The organism is Rhizobium rosettiformans (assembly GCF_016806065.1).
In the GTDB taxonomy this organism is placed as follows: domain Bacteria; phylum Pseudomonadota; class Alphaproteobacteria; order Rhizobiales; family Rhizobiaceae; genus Allorhizobium.
The window spans coordinates 1,222,360-1,237,578 of sequence record NZ_CP032405.1 but is presented as its reverse complement, the minus strand read 5'-3'; the positions used below and the strand labels follow the sequence as shown (position 1 = coordinate 1,237,578).

General features: G+C 60.0%; 11 protein-coding genes. 6 read left to right on the top strand and 5 right to left on the bottom strand.

Translation table 11 applies throughout. The features are described from left to right. Positions 1-22: 22 nt before the first annotated feature. On the bottom strand, positions 23-4,810 hold the full coding sequence (locus D4A92_RS05915) for an NAD-glutamate dehydrogenase (RefSeq protein WP_203018724.1): 4,788 nt from the start codon (positions 4,808-4,810) through the stop codon (positions 23-25). 187 nt (positions 4,811-4,997) lie between these two features. Between D4A92_RS05915 and pdxY the strand changes: the two genes are divergently transcribed. Next, complete coding sequence (gene pdxY, locus D4A92_RS05910; RefSeq protein ID WP_203018722.1) at positions 4,998-5,882, top strand: pyridoxal kinase PdxY; 885 nt, start codon at positions 4,998-5,000, stop codon at positions 5,880-5,882. Between the two features lie 65 nt (positions 5,883-5,947). Beyond that, entirely contained in the window at positions 5,948-6,601 is a 654-nt protein-coding gene (locus tag D4A92_RS05905) for a carbonic anhydrase (protein ID WP_203018720.1), read from the top strand. A gap of 69 nt (positions 6,602-6,670) precedes the next feature. Here D4A92_RS05905 and D4A92_RS05900 read toward each other — a convergent pair whose 3' ends face one another. Beyond that, the gene (locus D4A92_RS05900; RefSeq protein ID WP_203018718.1) at positions 6,671-7,492 is read right to left on the bottom strand and encodes a lytic murein transglycosylase; all 822 of its coding nucleotides are present in this window, start codon (positions 7,490-7,492) and stop codon (positions 6,671-6,673) included. 178 nt (positions 7,493-7,670) lie between these two features. Then, on the bottom strand, positions 7,671-8,702 hold the full coding sequence (locus tag D4A92_RS05895) for an aspartate-semialdehyde dehydrogenase (protein ID WP_203018716.1): 1,032 nt from the start codon (positions 8,700-8,702) through the stop codon (positions 7,671-7,673). 410 nt (positions 8,703-9,112) lie between these two features. Between D4A92_RS05895 and D4A92_RS05890 the strand changes: the two genes are divergently transcribed. Further along, positions 9,113-9,664: a GNAT family N-acetyltransferase gene (locus D4A92_RS05890; protein ID WP_203018714.1), complete on the top strand. Its 552-nt coding sequence runs from the start codon at positions 9,113-9,115 to the stop codon at positions 9,662-9,664. Positions 9,665-9,667: 3 nt separating this feature from the next. Here the strand turns inward: D4A92_RS05890 and D4A92_RS05885 are convergent, their stop codons facing one another. Then, positions 9,668-10,066, bottom strand: coding sequence for a DUF2794 domain-containing protein (locus D4A92_RS05885; protein WP_203018712.1), 399 nt, complete (start codon positions 10,064-10,066; stop codon positions 9,668-9,670). 94 nt (positions 10,067-10,160) lie between these two features. Next, a complete protein-coding gene (locus D4A92_RS05880) occupies positions 10,161-11,099 on the bottom strand; it encodes a LysR family transcriptional regulator (RefSeq protein WP_203018710.1) in 939 nt (312 codons plus the stop codon). 171 nt (positions 11,100-11,270) lie between these two features. On the opposite strand from D4A92_RS05880, the gene chvE reads away from it, so the two are divergent. The 3 genes from chvE to mmsB all read left to right on the top strand — a co-directional run bounded on the left by chvE (position 11,271) and on the right by mmsB (position 15,209). Further along, positions 11,271-12,341: a multiple monosaccharide ABC transporter substrate-binding protein gene (gene chvE / locus D4A92_RS05875; RefSeq protein WP_006724245.1), complete on the top strand. Its 1,071-nt coding sequence runs from the start codon at positions 11,271-11,273 to the stop codon at positions 12,339-12,341. Positions 12,342-12,462: 121 nt separating this feature from the next. Next, positions 12,463-13,998 carry a multiple monosaccharide ABC transporter ATP-binding protein gene (gene mmsA / locus D4A92_RS05870; protein WP_006724246.1) on the top strand — a complete coding sequence of 512 codons (1,536 nt, stop codon included), beginning with the start codon at positions 12,463-12,465 and terminating at the stop codon, positions 13,996-13,998. Beyond that, positions 13,998-15,209, top strand: a complete 1,212-nt coding sequence (mmsB, locus tag D4A92_RS05865; RefSeq protein ID WP_006724247.1) for a multiple monosaccharide ABC transporter permease — start codon at positions 13,998-14,000, stop codon at positions 15,207-15,209. The genes mmsA and mmsB overlap by 1 nt, the downstream gene beginning before the upstream one ends. Positions 15,210-15,219 lie beyond the last annotated feature (10 nt).

The window sequence follows — 15,219 nt, the reverse complement described above, 5'->3', positions numbered from 1 at the left end:
CCTCTAAAGCCCCGGGACAGTGTCACCTCACGTGGTCCTGTGCAAGATCACCCAGAAGCCCGGCGGCGACAGCGAGCTTGGAAATGCTCGGTTCGCCGCTGTCGACGATCGACGACAGTTCTTTGCCGATCCGCTCGACGCGGTTTCTGTCCGTCGCAATCCACGCCTGAACCGGTTGCGGCTCCTTGCCGTGGCTCGTCAGCGCCACACAGACGATCTGTCTGCGCGCCTGACCGATTCGGTCGAGGCTGCGTGTCAGCGCCAGGCTGTCGTAGTGGTCGGCCGTCTGGATCCGTCCCGCATTCTCGATGATCCGGCCGATGCGGAAGGCTTCGGAGACTGCGAAGAAGCCGCGCATGGCGCCGGCGAAATCGGTGCCGGTGCGTTCGGCAATCTGCAGGATCTCGGGCAGCAGCTGCATCGTCTGCAGATTGACGACCTCGGATGCCAATGCTTCCGGTGCGCCGGCTTCGATCAGGGCAGCGATCTGGTCGTCGAAGTGCTGACGAAGGGCGGTCGGAACCGTCTTCTTGAACACGGGAGACGCCGAAGCGACCGCGGCCTTCAACTGCGCCACGGCATCGCCGATCGAACCCTTCACGTAGCCGGTGTCGATCAGCAGCCGGGTCATGGCCGCATAGATCTCGGAGATGATCGCATAGAGCCGGTTCTGGGTCTGCCCCGGGATGCGGGCGTCCAGGGCGTCGATCTTGTCCCAGAGCGGCGTCAGACCGAGCGCCTCGCGGGTGACCAGTGCTGCCTTGACGACGGTGTCCGGCGAGCTCCCCGTCGCGTCGCAGACCGAAACGACAAAGCCGGGGCCGCCACGATTGATGGCGTGGTTGGCGAGAACCGTCGCGATAATTTCACGGCGGAGGCGATGACCGGCGATGTCGCTCGCAAAGCTGTCGCGCATGGCGGCCGGGAAGTAGTTGAACAGAGTCGCCTCGCAATAGCTGTCGTCCGGAAGGTCCGAGTCAATCAGCTGATCGAAGAGCACGATCTTCGCATAAGAGAGCAGCACGCCGATTTCCGGTCGCGTCAGCGCCTTGCCCGAGACATAGCGCTCCGCAACAGCGGAGGAATCCGGAAGTGTCTCGACCTTGCGGTTGAGGCGCCCCATGCCCTCGAGATAATCCATGAGCCGGCTCAGCTCTTCGCGATTGCCGGCACCCTTGGCTTCAGTGAGCGAGATCGACAGCGACTGGAGGTAGTTGTTGCGCAGAACGAGATCTGCCACTTCGTCCGTCATCTCGGCGAGCAGCACATTGCGTTTCTCCCGCGGCAGACGCCCCTCCAGCATGGCCGGGCTCAAGGCGATCTTGATGTTGACCTCGACGTCCGAGGAATTCACCCCGGCCGAGTTGTCGATCGCATCGGAGTTGCAGCGGCCACCGTTTAAGGCGTAGGCGATGCGGCCCTTCTGGGTCACGCCCAGATTGGCGCCTTCGCCGATGACCTTGGCGCGGACATCGGCTGCGTTGACGCGGATTGCATCATTGGCGCGGTCACCGACTTCGGCATCGGTCTCGGCTGCTGCCTTGATGTATGTGCCAATACCGCCGAACCACAGGAGATCCACCGGCGCCTTGAGGATTGCCGTCATGATATCCATCGGCGTGGCGGTGGTCGTTTCAAGACCGATGGCCGCAGCCGCTTCCGGGGTGAGTTTGACGGATTTCTCGGCACGAGAAATGATCATCGCGCCAGCCGACAGCGTCGAGCGGTCATAGTCCTGCCAGCTGGAACGCGGCAGATCAAACATGCGCTTGCGCTCGGCAAACGAGGTGGCCGGATCCGGGTTGGGATCGATGAAGATGTCGCGATGGTCGAAAGCTGCAATCAGCCTGATCTTTTCCGAGAGCAGCATGCCGTTGCCGAAGACGTCGCCCGACATGTCACCGACGCCCGCCACAGTGAACGGCGTCGTCTGGATATCGGTATCGATTTCCCGGAAGTGGCGCTTGACCGTTTCCCAGGCGCCGCGGGCGGTGATGCCCATCTTCTTGTGGTCGTATCCAGCAGAGCCACCAGAGGCAAAGGCATCGTCGAGCCAGAAGCCCGCTTCCTGGGCCAGCCCGTTCGCGGTGTCCGAGAAGGTCGCCGTGCCCTTGTCGGCGGCAACAACGAAATAGGGATCGTCGCCATCCGGCCGGAGGGTGTTCGCTGGCGGGACGATCTCACCGGCAACGATGTTGTCGGTGATCGACAGGAGGGTGCGGATGTAGGTTTTGTAGGCTTCCGTACCGGCGGCGAACCAGGCTTCGCGGTTGGTCGCAGGCGGGAGCTGCTTGGGGAAGAAGCCGCCCTTCGCACCGACCGGCACGATTACGGCATTCTTGACCTGCTGCGCCTTGACGAGACCGAGCACTTCCGTGCGGTAGTCCTGCGCGCGATCCGACCAGCGCAGACCGCCTCGGGCCACCTTGCCGAAGCGCAGATGAACGCCTTCGACCTCGACGCCGTAGACGAAGATCTCGCGGAACGGACGGGGTTCGGGCAGGCCGTCCAGCTTGTGCGGATCGAACTTGAAGGCGAGCATCGGGCGATCGCTCTGTTGATAGCCCTTCTGGTAGAAATTGGTTCTGAGTGTCGCCTCGATCGCATTGATGTAGCGACGCACGATCCGGTCCTCATCAAGGATCTTGACGTCGTTCAGCTTGCTTTCCAGCGCGTCAAGCAGTTCAGCGTGGCGGCTCTTGCGGTTCTTCTCTGCCAGCGAGACATCGAAGCGGTTCTTGAAGAGGGCCACCAGGTCGGCCGCGATGGCCGGGTGTTTGGTCAGCGTTTCCGCCATGTAGGTCAGTGAATAGACCGCACCTGCCTGGCGAAGATAGGCGGCATAGGCCCTCAGTACAGATGCCCCGCGGACAGTGACGCCTGCTGCGAGGATCAGGCGGTTGAATGCGTCGTTGTCGACGGCGCCCGTAAAGGCGGCAAGAAAGGCTTCTTCCACCGGTGTCGCATGCTGCTTGATGTCGAAGTTCACCCCATCTGGGACCTGCAGTTCCATGTCGTGGAGAACGATGACACGCTGCTCTTCGTCGGAGCGACCGATGCCGATGTCGAACGTGCGTTCGCTGATCACCCGGAATCCGAGGTTTTCGAGCAGAGGCACACGACGCGACAGGGGAAGATGATCACTCACATGGAAGATCTTGAGATAGAGAAGTGGGCCGCGCTCGTCCGTCACCTGGTGGAATTCGAGCGATAGCGGGGCGCCTGCGATGCAGGCGTTGATGTGCCTGAGATCGCTGACCGCCTCTTCCGGGGTAAAGGCTTCCTCGAATGCCTGACCCACTTCGAGCGTCGGAGCACCTTTGCCGGCAAGGGCCGCGAACCGATCCGACCAGCGAGCCGTGATCTGGCGCACCGCCTCTTCAAGCGCCGCCTGAGGGATCTGAGGTGTCGCTCCCTCGCGTCGGCCGATGATGATATGCACGCGGGCCACGCCGCCTTCAGGGAAGGCCGGATAGAAGGCTGAAACATGCCCGTTGTAGACGGACTGGAAATAGAGGCCGATCTTCTCGCGAACCATCGAATTGTAGTCTTCGCGGGGCACGTAAACGATCAGCGAGACGAAACGATCGAAATGGTCGATGCGGGGCAAGACGCGAACGCGCGGGCGCTCCGAGAGATCGTTGATCTGTTCGCAGAATTTCGCCAGCAGGTCCGGTGTGATCTGGAAGAGATCGTCGCGGGGATAGTTTTCCAGCGTGTTCTGCAGCATCCGGCCGGAATGGCTGCGGGGGTCGAAGTCGAAGTGGGAGACGACCTTCTCGACCTTGGCGCGCAAAAGGGGGATCTGATTGACCGAGCGCGTATAGGCAGTGGCTGTAAACAGGCCGACGATGCGGAGCTCGCCCGCGACCTTGCCGTTCGGACCAAAGCGTTTGATGCCAATATAATCCATGTAGGCGCGGCGGTGGACGACGGATTTGACATTCGCCTTGGTGACGATGAGGTAGTCGGGACCTTGCAGGAAGGCCAGGATCTCGGGGGTGGTCGTGACCTGGTGCTGCCCCTGGCGAAGCACGCGAACATCAGGGTCCGAGAGAATGCCGAGGCCGCTGCCCTTCTCGCGCTCAACGGTCGCTTCCGCTCCATCGCCTGAATAGGTGTATTCGCGCATGCCCAGGAAGGTGAAATTGTTGTTGCGCAACCACTCGAGGAACGCGACCGCTTCGTCGCGCTCAGCTTCGGTCCGTCCGGCAGACAGATCGCGAAGCTCCGAAAGCGCTGTTTCCAGCAAATTCAGCATCGGCTTCCAGTCGGTCGCCGCCATCTTGACCTGCGCCAGCACGTTCTGGAGCCGCCCTATCAGATCGGCGGACTGCTCCGCTGAGAGCGGCGCAAGATGAAGTTGAATATAGCTGACCTTGATCGCGCCTTCCGGATCGGAGTCCGGGTTCGACAGTGAGATGTCACCGCGCGGTGTTACGGCAAGGATAGGATGAACCGCCATATAGATGTCGCGATAGTGGCTGGTCACCTCGCCCATCAGCGAATCGTAGAGGAAGGACTTGTTGTGGTCGACAATGGAGAGAACGCTGACTGGAATGCCGTTCGGGCTCACTCCCTCGATGGTATCGATGCTGATATGGGGCGTCGTGCGATCCCAAGCCGCAATGTCATTTGCGGCTCTCGAAGCCGATCGTGCCAGCATCGACGCATCGTAGCGATCGAGGTCGTCGTTGCTTGCTCTTCCGAATATGACTTTCAGCGACACATGGGCATCGCCCGTTTCTCGCGCCATCTGCTCCGCATTTTCCAGCAATTCGTCCCGCTTGCTGAACCCGGTCCTGCCCATGTACCCCTCCGTAAATCGCGCCATTGCGCGTAATCTTCACGCAAATGGCTTGCAAAAGTATGTATGGAACAGAAATAGGAAAAAATCAGGCGAAAATATGCGGTCAAATTCGTAAAACTCAGGAAATTTTTGTACCAGATGGTGTTTTTCCAGTTCGATTGCTGGGCGATAAGGTGAATCACACAAAATGCGCGAAATAAACAAGGGTGCAGTTATCGTCATCTCAAGCCATGTTGTCCGTGGATCTGTGGGCAACAGAGCTGCCGTGTTCGCCCTAGAGGCCCTCGGTCGGCCGATCTGGGCACTTCCGACAATCGTGCTTCCCTGGCATCCGGGACATGGTCCGGCGACACGGCTGCGATTTCCCGATGACGACTTCGACAGCGCAATTGATGACCTGATCCGGGCGCCCTGGCTCGGAGAGGTTTCCGCAATCTTGTCCGGATACTTCGGCAGCGCCCGCCAGCCAGCCGCTATCGCTCGTCTCGTTGAGGCTGCCAAACAGAAAAATCCGGATCTGCTCTATGTTTGCGACCCCGTAATCGGCGATCTCGGAGGGCTTTACGTTCCAGTCGAAACTGCAACGGCCATTCGAGAACAGCTTATTCCGCTTGCCGATCTTGCGACACCCAATCGCTACGAACTGCAGTGGCTGGCAGGGCGCGAACTGCCAAGCAACCAGGCCATCATTGAAGCGGCAGGCGATCTCGGACCGAAACGCATGCTTGTCACCTCCGCAGTGCCAATGATGGCGAAGGGGACGGGAAACCTCCTGCTGAGTGGCCGATCGGCTCTGCTTGCCGAACACCGGCTTATCGACAATCCGCCAAACGGGTTGGGCGATCTTCTCGCCGCCGTCTTTCTGGCACGTCTTCTCGAAGGCCTGGACGAAGAAAAGGCGCTGCAATTGGCGACGGCCAGTGTCTTCGAAATTCTGATGCAAACTGCCAAGCGCTGCGGTGACGAGCTTACTCTGGAGAGTGACGCCACCAGCCTTTCGACGCCCATGGCCATGGTACAGATGCGCCGCCTGCTGCATCCGGCCCCGCGTAAGCCCAGCACCCGGCCCTGATTTCCCAGGCAATTCTGTGGCTGCAATCAGTTGCCAGCGCCGTTCACGCGCTGTAATCGGTAGCGATGAGCCAATTTCCCTCCGCACTTCTCAACGGCTATCGCAACTTCATGAGCGGCCGGTATCACGATCAGCGTGATCGCTACCGGGCGCTCGCCGAGCAGGGGCAAAAGCCCAATACGCTGGTGATTGCGTGCTGCGATTCCCGGGCAGCGCCCGAGGTGATCTTCGATTCCATTCCGGGCGAGCTCTTTGTCGTCCGCAATGTCGCCAATATGGTGCCGCCCTACGAACCGGACGGCCAGTATCACTCGACCTCGGCCGCCCTTGAATTCGCCGTTCAGGCGCTGCGTGTGCAGGACATTATCGTGATGGGCCATGGGCGATGCGGCGGTATTCGTGCAGCCCTTGACCCGAACGCAGAGCCACTATCGCCGGGCGATTTCATCGGCAAATGGATGAACCTCGTCGCGCCCGCTGCCGAGCAGATCCAGGGTAATTCGACCATGACCCCAGCCGAGCGCCAGACGGCGCTTGAGCGCATCTCCATCCGCAATTCGATTGCCAATCTGCGGACATTCCCGTGTGTGAAGATCCTCGAGGAGCGCGGCAAACTGCGCATCCACGGTGCCTGGTTCGACATCAGCAATGGGGAATTGTGGGTCATGGACCCGAAGACCAAGGACTTCGAGCGGCTCGGAGCAGAGCCGAACAACTGATCAGCCGGTCAGGCGCTTGCATCACCTGAAATGCGAAACGGCGGCCCGTGGCCGCCGTTTGCTTGTCGATTATTCGGCGTCGATCCGCGCGCCGATATAGGCAATTGCCTGCTGGTAGACGCCTGCGGCATTCCAGCCCTGGATGGCGGCGTAATTCGGCTCACCCTGCTGATAGCCGGCGCCTGGCTGCCAGCCATGGCCGCGCAAAAAGTTTGCGGTCGATGCGAGAGCGTCGGCGCGCGAACGGACCATGTCGATATGGCCATCGCCGTCACCGTCGACACCGAAGCGAATGACGTTGCGCGGGAGAAACTGTGTCTGGCCGATTTCGCCGTGGGCTGCTCCCTTGGCGTTCACGTCGAGGTTGCCGGCCTGAACGAGTTCCAGCGCGGCGTAGAACTGGTCGGTGAAGAATGCGCTGCGGCGGCAATCGAAGGCGAGCGTGGCGACGGCCGAAAGGGTGTGCTCCTTGCCAAGGAAGGAGCCGAAGCCCGTCTCCATGCCCCAGATGGCGATCAGCGGGCCGGGGGGCACGCCATAGCGCTGCTCAAGTCGTGCGAAGAGCGCGGCGTTGTTTTTCTTCATCGTCTTGCCGCGGTTGATGATTGTCTGCCCGCCGCGCTTCTGCATGAACTGGTCGAAGGACAGCTTGAAGCTCTTCTGACCGCGGTCGGCACTGATCGTGCTGCGGCTATAGCTGACCGTAGAGAATACTCTGTCAAGCATGCGCGGGCTGAAGCCCTGGGCGGCAGCCTGCTGCTTGAAAGCGGCGCTCCAATCTTCAAAGCCAGCGGAGGTGTTGCTGCAAGCAGCGGCGGCGGCGTGTTGCGTGCCGGCGAACAGCGCGACGACGGAAACGAAAGCCGCCGACAAAGTGGATGTCAGTCGCATTGATGCCTCATAACAGACTGTGGAGGGGCGATTCGGCCGCACCATGCCAGTGAAAGATGACTCTGTCATCCGTCGTAAGCTAATGTAGGGCCACGAAGGTCTCAAATCGGATCACTTTCAGCTGAAAGCGCCGTGCGAGGCTTCCCGCGTTCGATCAGGAAGCCTCTGCTTTGATAAATCAAGCGGCCGTGCGGGGCTTGATCAAGCCGCGATTGACGAGCAACTCGGCAATCTGGATGGCGTTGAGGGCTGCACCCTTGCGCAGGTTGTCGGAGACGACCCACATATTAAGGCCGTTTTCCACCGTCGCATCTTCGCGGATACGCGAGATGTAGGTGGCGTCTTCGCCGGCGCATTCGACGGGCGTGATGTAGCCGCCGTTTTCATGCTTGTCGATGACAAGGCAACCCGGAGCATCGCGCAGGATGTCACGGGCCTGATCGGCTGTGATCTCGTTCTCGAACTCAATGTTGACGGACTCAGAATGGCCAATGAAGACCGGAACGCGCACGGCCGTGCAGGTCACCTTGATCTTCGGATCGAGCATCTTCTTCGTCTCGGCCAGAACCTTCCACTCTTCCTTCGTATAGCCGTCTTCCATGAAGCTATCGATATGGGGAATGACGTTGAAGGCGATGCGCTTGGTGAACTTCTTCGATTCCACCGGATCGGCGACAAACACGGCGCGGGTCTGCGTGAACAGTTCGTCCATGCCTTCCTTGCCGGCGCCGGAAACCGACTGGTAGGTCGATACGACGACGCGCTTGATCTTGGCCACGTCATGCAGCGGCTTCAGGGCCACGACGAGCTGGGCGGTCGAGCAGTTCGGATTGGCGATGATGTTGCGCTTCTTGAAATCGACAATGGCGTCCGGATTGACTTCCGGAACGATCAGCGGAACCTCGGCGTCGTAGCGCCAGGCCGAGGAGTTATCGATGACAACGCAGCCCTGTGCGCCGATCTTCGGCGACCACTTCTGCGAAATCGTGCCGCCGGCCGACATCAGGCAAATGTCCGTATCGGAGAAATCGTAGTTCTCGAGGTTGGAAACCTTCAGGACCTTGTCACCGAAGGAGACTTCCGTGCCCTGTGAACGCGCCGATGCGAGTGCCACGACTTCCGATGCCGGAAAACCGCGTTCGGAGAGGATGTTCAGCATTTCGCGCCCGACATTGCCGGTTGCGCCTACGACTGCAATCTTGAAACCCATGTCTATGCTCTCTTTCTGTCTCTCCGCGGATGGTGAGGGGGAAGTTCGCGAACAGACGCAACCTTCCTTGTCCCCGGCCGTGCCGGGGAGAGAGCGGTGGCCGAAGACGTCAGACGGTTTTCGTCGTCGTTTTGGCCTTGGTCGTGGATGCAAGAGAAAGGCATGCGCCACCGGCAGCAGACTGCTGCAGGAGGTGGAAGACCGCAAAGGGTTGCCCGAAAGCGTGCATGGACCGAATTCCTCTTCGCGGCGAGGAATTACAAGGTTTTCAGCACGAGTCAAGCCGACTGACCGCCAGCTCAGGCGAAAAGCGAAGGCCATCTCGGTGACGGCGATGTCACCATGACACGCCGGCGCTTGTCTCGCCTCTCCGCGCGTGGATAAAGAAGGAGATTGACCGGAGTAATTGCATGAATCTCGAAATTCGCGATCTGATCCCTGATGACCTTTCGCAGGTGACTGCGATCTACGCGGACGCTGTGGTCAATGGAACCGCGAGCTATGAGCTCGTTGCGCCGGATCTAGACGAAATGTCGGCGAGATTTGCCGCCCTCAAGGTCAAGGGCTATCCGTACCTCGCCGCCATCAACGAACAGGGATCGCTTGCCGGTTATGCCTATGCTTCGGCTTTTAGAACCCGACCCGCCTATCGTTGGCTCGTCGAAGATTCGATCTACATCGCACCCGCCGCCCGTGGCCGCGGTGTCGGCAAGGCCCTGCTGAGGGAATTGCTGATCCAGTGCGAGAAGCTGGGCTTTCGCCAGATGGTCGCCGTCATCGGCGGTGCGAGCGAGGCGTCCATGGCCGTGCACCGCAGTTGTGGCTTCGAGCCCGCCGGACGGCTGGTGGGTACCGGTTTCAAGCATGATCTGTGGCTCGACACCGTCTTCATGCAGAAAGCGCTTGGCGAGGGCAATTCGACCATGCCGGATCTGTCCAGCTATCCCGGCACGATGCCCTGATCGTCAGTCGAGGGCTTTCAGCGCCTTGTCGAAAACCTTGAGGACCTGGCGCAGATCGTGACCGCGCTTCAGGATCCGGCCATCCGTGGCCGCAACCGAAAAGGCACCTTGCTTGGCGGCGAGCTTCGGGTTCTTTTCGATCCGGTAGAGCGGATACTCACCTGACCGTTTGAAGACGGAAAAGACCGCGCGGTCCTTGAGGTGATCGATCGCATAGTCGCGCCATTCACCTTCCCCGACCATGCGGCCATAGATCCAGAGGATCGCGTCCAGTTCGCGGCGATGAAACGTGACGGGAAGAGGGTCGAGGGATTGTCTGTAGATGCCGAGATCGACTACGCCGGTGGCGCTCTTCTCGGCTCCCTCGTCTTCACGGCGCTGCCCTTCCGGCTGCTCTGTCATCAATGCTCCATGAGCTGCGATTCATGACGGCTGGGTGACAGTGTGCCTGACATGCCCGAAATTGCAAGCTTATCGGGGTCCCGCGACCATGGTCTCAGCGCCCCCTGCTGAGGAACCGACTGAGCAGCAGCTCACGCAGCCTTGCGGCGATCGGCGACAAACGTTTGCCGCTCAGGGTGATCAGATGATAGGGCGTCACTTCGATCGGCGTGTCGAGTTTCAGCGTTGTGAGGTCGCCGACGGGGGTCTGGCGACAGAGAAGATCGGCGACTTCACGCGACATCGGAGCGATCGCGTTGGACGAGGCGAGCATCGCGATCATGACCAGAAGAGATGTGGTGTTGACGATGTTGCGCGGAATGGGGGCGCCTTCCTCGATGAAGACATTCTCCACCGCCTGGCGCAGGGGGGTGCCGGGCGCCTGCATGACCCAGGGGAAATGCGCCATGTCGGAGATGTTCAGCCTGTCCACGTTGACCAGAGGATGGCTGCGGTGCACGACGATCTCCACCTCTTCCATGGTCGCGCCGTCGACATGGAACTGCCGGGCGTCGATGCCGGCCGGGATGCGCCCGAGAACGAAGTCGTACTGGCCGGACAGAAGATCGCGGATCATCTCGCCGCTCGGTGCAACGTCGACATGGATGTCGACGGTGGAGGCTTCAGCCTTCAACGCCCGGATGGCGGGCACGACGTAACCGACTGCGCCGCCGGTGACGGCGCCGATCCTGACCTTACCCGTCAAGCCGCGCTGAATGGCTTCGACCTCGCGGGCAGCTTCGCGCATTTCCTCCAGCACGTTCTGAGCCCGGCGGGCGAGTGCGCTGCCGACGGCCGTCGGCTCCATGCCTTTCGGTGTGCGGACGAAAATTGGTGACCCGACATAGCGTTCGATTTCGCCCAGCATGCGGGAAGCCGCAGGCTGCGTCAGCGCAAGTTCCTGAGCAGCCAAGCTTAATTGCCCGAGCTCTGCGATCGAGCGGATCAGGTTCAGATGCTTCGGCTGCAATCGGTGGACATGAATTTCGGCCATAAGGAACATATCAACCATGGTATGCAGAAAGTCAAAATAATCATTTGATCGGTATATTGGCCACGATAAGACTCGCCACGGAGCTGGGGGCTGCCGCGTCAGCCGCTCGTTCTTGTTTCAGCGAGTGCCAGGAGGAGCTTGGCCTCGCACGGTATGACCAGGGAGGTTACCATGAAGAAACTTGGCGCCCTGATTGCGTCGCTCGCAATCGGCATCGCATCATTCGCGCCCGCGTCCTTCGCACAGGACAAGGGCATGGTCGGCATTTCAATGCCGACGAAGACGTCGACCCGCTGGATTTCCGATGGCGAGACCATGCAAAAGCTGTTCCAGGACGCTGGCTACACGCCGGACCTGCAGTTTGCTGACGACGACATTCCGAACCAGCTGGCCCAGATCGAAAACATGGTCACCAAGGGTGCCAAGGTTCTCGTGATCGGCGCCATCGACGGCACCACGCTCTCCGACATCCTGCAGAAGGCTGCTGATGCCGGCGTCAAGGTCATCGCATATGACCGCCTGATCCGTGACTCGGGCAATGTCGACTTCTACGCCACCTTCGACAACTTCCAGGTCGGCGTTCTCCAGGCAACCAGCCTCGTTGATGGCCTCAAGGCCAAGTTCCCGGACACCAAGCCGTGGAACGTCGAACTCTTCGGCGGTTCGCCTGACGACAACAACGCCTTCTTCTTTTACGACGGCGCCATGTCGGTTCTGCAGCCGCTCATCGACAGCGGTGACATCGTGATCAAGTCCGGCCAGCAGGGCATGGACCAGGTCGGTACGCTGCGTTGGGACGGTACTGTTGCCCAGGCTCGTATGGAAAACCTGCTGTCCTCGACCTACACCGAAGACAAGCTGCACGGCGCTCTTTCGCCGTATGACGGTCTCTCCATCGGTATCCTGTCCGCTCTCAAGGGCGTAGGCTACGGTTCGGGCGACATGGCGATGCCGGTTGTTACCGGTCAGGACGCCGAACTGCCCTCGATCAAGTCGATGCTTGCCGACGAGCAGTACTCGACCGTCTTCAAGGACACCCGCGAACTCGCCAAAGTTGCCGTCTCGATGGTAGAAGCCATCATGGAAGGCAAGGAGCCCGAGATCAACGACAACGAGACCTACAACAACGGTGTCAAGGTCGTTCCGTCCTACCTGCTGAAGCCTGTCGCTCTCGACAAGGCCAATGCCAAGGACGTTCTGGTCAATGCCGGCTACTACACGGCCGAGCAGATCGACAACTGATCCTTCGGATCGCATCCGGGTCCGCGATCCGTCGCGGACCCCTTTTCTATACGCATTGAGGGAGCTCGCGCCTCCGGCTGGATCCAGGTAGGATCGCTGGCTTGGCGCAGGAATTCTGTACATGGACAACATCATTCTCGAGATGCGCGGCATCACAAAGACATTCCCCGGCGTGAAAGCGCTGGACAATGTCAGCTTCAAGGTGCGCGAGGGAGAGATCCACGCGCTGGTCGGCGAAAACGGTGCCGGCAAGTCCACGCTGATGAAGGTCCTGAGCGGCGTCTATCCCGCGGGCACCTATGACGGCGATATCTATTACGACGGCGAAGTCCGTCGCTTCGGCCGGATCTCCGACAGCGAGGAACTCGGCATCATCATCATTCACCAGGAACTGGCGCTCGTGCCGCTCCTGTCGATCGCCGAGAACATCTTCCTTGGCAACGAGATCGCCGACAATGGCGTGATCCACTGGCCCCAGACCTTCGCGCGGACGAAAGAGCTGCTGGCGAAGGTCGGCCTGAAGGATCCTCCGTCCACGCGCATCACCGACATTGGCGTCGGCAAGCAGCAGCTGGTCGAAATCGCCAAGGCGCTGTCAAAGAAGGTCCGGCTGCTCATCCTCGACGAGCCGACCGCTTCGCTCAATGAAACGGATTCGGACGCGCTGCTCACGCTTCTGATGGAATTCCGCAAACAGGGGATGACCTCGATCATCATCTCCCACAAGCTCAACGAAATCCGAAAGGTCGCCGACCAGATCACCATCATTCGCGATGGCGGCACGGTCGAAACCCTCGACTGTCATACGCAGGAAATCACGGAAGACCGGATCATCAAGGGCATGGTCGGTCGTGACATGGAAGACCGCTATCCGAAGCGCGAACCGAAGATCGGCGAGATGCTTCTCGAAGTGAAGAACTGGAACGTCTTCCATCAGAACCACCGTGATCGCCAGTTCCTGCATGATGTCGCCTTCAACGTTCGGGCCGGCGAAGTCGTCGGCATCGCCGGTCTCATGGGCGCCGGCCGCACCGAGACGGCGATGAGCATTTTCGGCAAGTCCTGGGGTCACAAGATCACCGGCGATGTGTGGATGCACGGTAAACCGGTCGACGTCTCGACCATCCCGAAGGCGATCGGTGCAGGTCTTGCCTATGTGACGGAAGACCGCAAACATCTCGGTCTCGTCCTGCAGAACAATATCAAGGAAAACACCACGCTCGCCAATCTCAATGGCGTGTCCAGTGGCACAGTGATCGACGATCGCAAGGAAGCCAAGGTGGCTGCCGATTACCGGCAGAAGCTCAGGATCCGGTCGCATTCGATCTATCAGGAAGCGGTCAACCTGTCCGGCGGCAACCAGCAGAAGGTCGTGCTGTCGAAGTGGTTGTTCACCAATCCGGAGATCCTGATCCTCGACGAGCCGACCCGCGGCATCGACGTCGGCGCGAAATTCGAAATCTACACCATCATCAACCAGCTTGCCGCCGAAGGTAAGGGCATTCTGATGATCTCATCGGAAATGCCGGAACTGCTCGGCACCTGCGACCGCATCTACGTCATGAACGAAGGTCGCATCGTCGCGGAACTGTCCAAGGAAGAAGCAAGCCAAGAGTCCATCATGCGTGCCATCATGCGCTCTGGGGAGAAACACTAATGGCCATCGACACAAGAACCGAAACCCCCAAGGTCTCCGTGGGCGACTACCTGCGCAACAACATCCGGGAATACGGACTGCTGCTGGCGCTCGTCGTCATCATGCTGCTGTTCCAATTCCTGACCAATGGCGTTCTCTTCCGCCCGGTCAACATCACCAACCTGGTGCTGCAGAACTCGTTCATCGTCATCATGGCGCTCGGCATGCTGCTGATCATCGTGGCGGGGCATATCGACCTGTCGGTCGGCTCGATCGTCGCCTTCATCGGCGGCATATCGGCGATCATGCTGGTCAAATGGGGCTGGCATTTCTCGCTGGTCATTCCGCTGTGTCTGATGCTTGGCGGCATCATGGGCGCTGCCCAGGGTTACTGGGTCGCCTATCAGAAGATCCCGTCCTTCATCGTTACACTGGCCGGCATGCTGGTCTTCCGCGGTTTGACCTATGTGGTCCTGCAGGGACGCCCGATCGGTCCGTTCCCGAAGGAATTCACCCTGCTGTCGACCGGCTTCATCCCGGATTTCCTGCCGCTGACGGACACTGCAACGACGGGTATCGCAAACCATGTCGCCATCATCGTCGTCGTGCTGCTCGTGGCTCTGGCGATCTTCAACGGCATGAAGCATCGTCGCCTGAACGAAGAGCACGGCACTGAAAACGAACCCTTCGTCTTCTTCGCCGTGCAGATGGGCATCATCAGCGTCGTCGCGATCTTCCTCGGCTATCAGCTGGCAACCTATCGCGGCCTGCCGAACGTGCTCGTCGTCATGGGCATCCTGATTGCGCTTTACTCCTTCGTCACCACACGGACGACCATCGGTCGCCGGATCTATGCGCTGGGTGGCAACGAGAAGGCGGCCAAGCTCTCTGGCATCAACACCGAGCGGCTCACTTTCTATGCGTTCGTCAACATGGGCGTGCTTGCGGCTCTCGCTGGCATGATCATCGCGGCGCGCCTCAATTCGGCAACGCCGAAGGCGGGCGTCGGCTTCGAACTCGACGTCATCGCGGCCTGCTTCATCGGCGGCGCCTCGGCATCCGGCGGCGTTGGCAAGATTACCGGTGCAGTCATTGGCGCCTTCATCATGGGTGTCATGAACAACGGCATGTCGATCATGGGTATCGGCATCGACTACCAGCAGCTCATCAAGGGCCTCGTGCTTTTGGCTGCTGTCTTCTTCGACGTTTACAACAAGAACAAAGCAGTCTGAGGATAGGCTT

Excerpts from the sequence above, each read along its gene's own strand:
- D4A92_RS05885 (WP_203018712.1), bottom strand. The coding sequence starts at position 10,066 with ATGACAGAGCAGCCGGAAGGGCAGCGCCGTGAAGACGAGGGAGCCGAG.
- D4A92_RS05895 (WP_203018716.1), bottom strand. The coding sequence starts at position 8,702 with ATGGGTTTCAAGATTGCAGTCGTAGGCGCAACCGGCAATGTCGGGCGC.
- D4A92_RS05890 (WP_203018714.1), top strand. The coding sequence starts at position 9,113 with ATGAATCTCGAAATTCGCGATCTGATCCCTGATGACCTTTCGCAGGTG.
- D4A92_RS05880 (WP_203018710.1), bottom strand. The coding sequence starts at position 11,099 with ATGGCCGAAATTCATGTCCACCGATTGCAGCCGAAGCATCTGAACCTG.
- mmsA (WP_006724246.1), top strand. The coding sequence starts at position 12,463 with ATGGACAACATCATTCTCGAGATGCGCGGCATCACAAAGACATTCCCC.
- D4A92_RS05915 (WP_203018724.1), bottom strand. The coding sequence starts at position 4,810 with ATGGGCAGGACCGGGTTCAGCAAGCGGGACGAATTGCTGGAAAATGCG.
- chvE (WP_006724245.1), top strand. The coding sequence starts at position 11,271 with ATGAAGAAACTTGGCGCCCTGATTGCGTCGCTCGCAATCGGCATCGCA.
- pdxY (WP_203018722.1), top strand. The coding sequence starts at position 4,998 with ATGCGCGAAATAAACAAGGGTGCAGTTATCGTCATCTCAAGCCATGTT.
- mmsB (WP_006724247.1), top strand. The coding sequence starts at position 13,998 with ATGGCCATCGACACAAGAACCGAAACCCCCAAGGTCTCCGTGGGCGAC.
- D4A92_RS05905 (WP_203018720.1), top strand. The coding sequence starts at position 5,948 with ATGAGCCAATTTCCCTCCGCACTTCTCAACGGCTATCGCAACTTCATG.
- D4A92_RS05900 (WP_203018718.1), bottom strand. The coding sequence starts at position 7,492 with ATGCGACTGACATCCACTTTGTCGGCGGCTTTCGTTTCCGTCGTCGCG.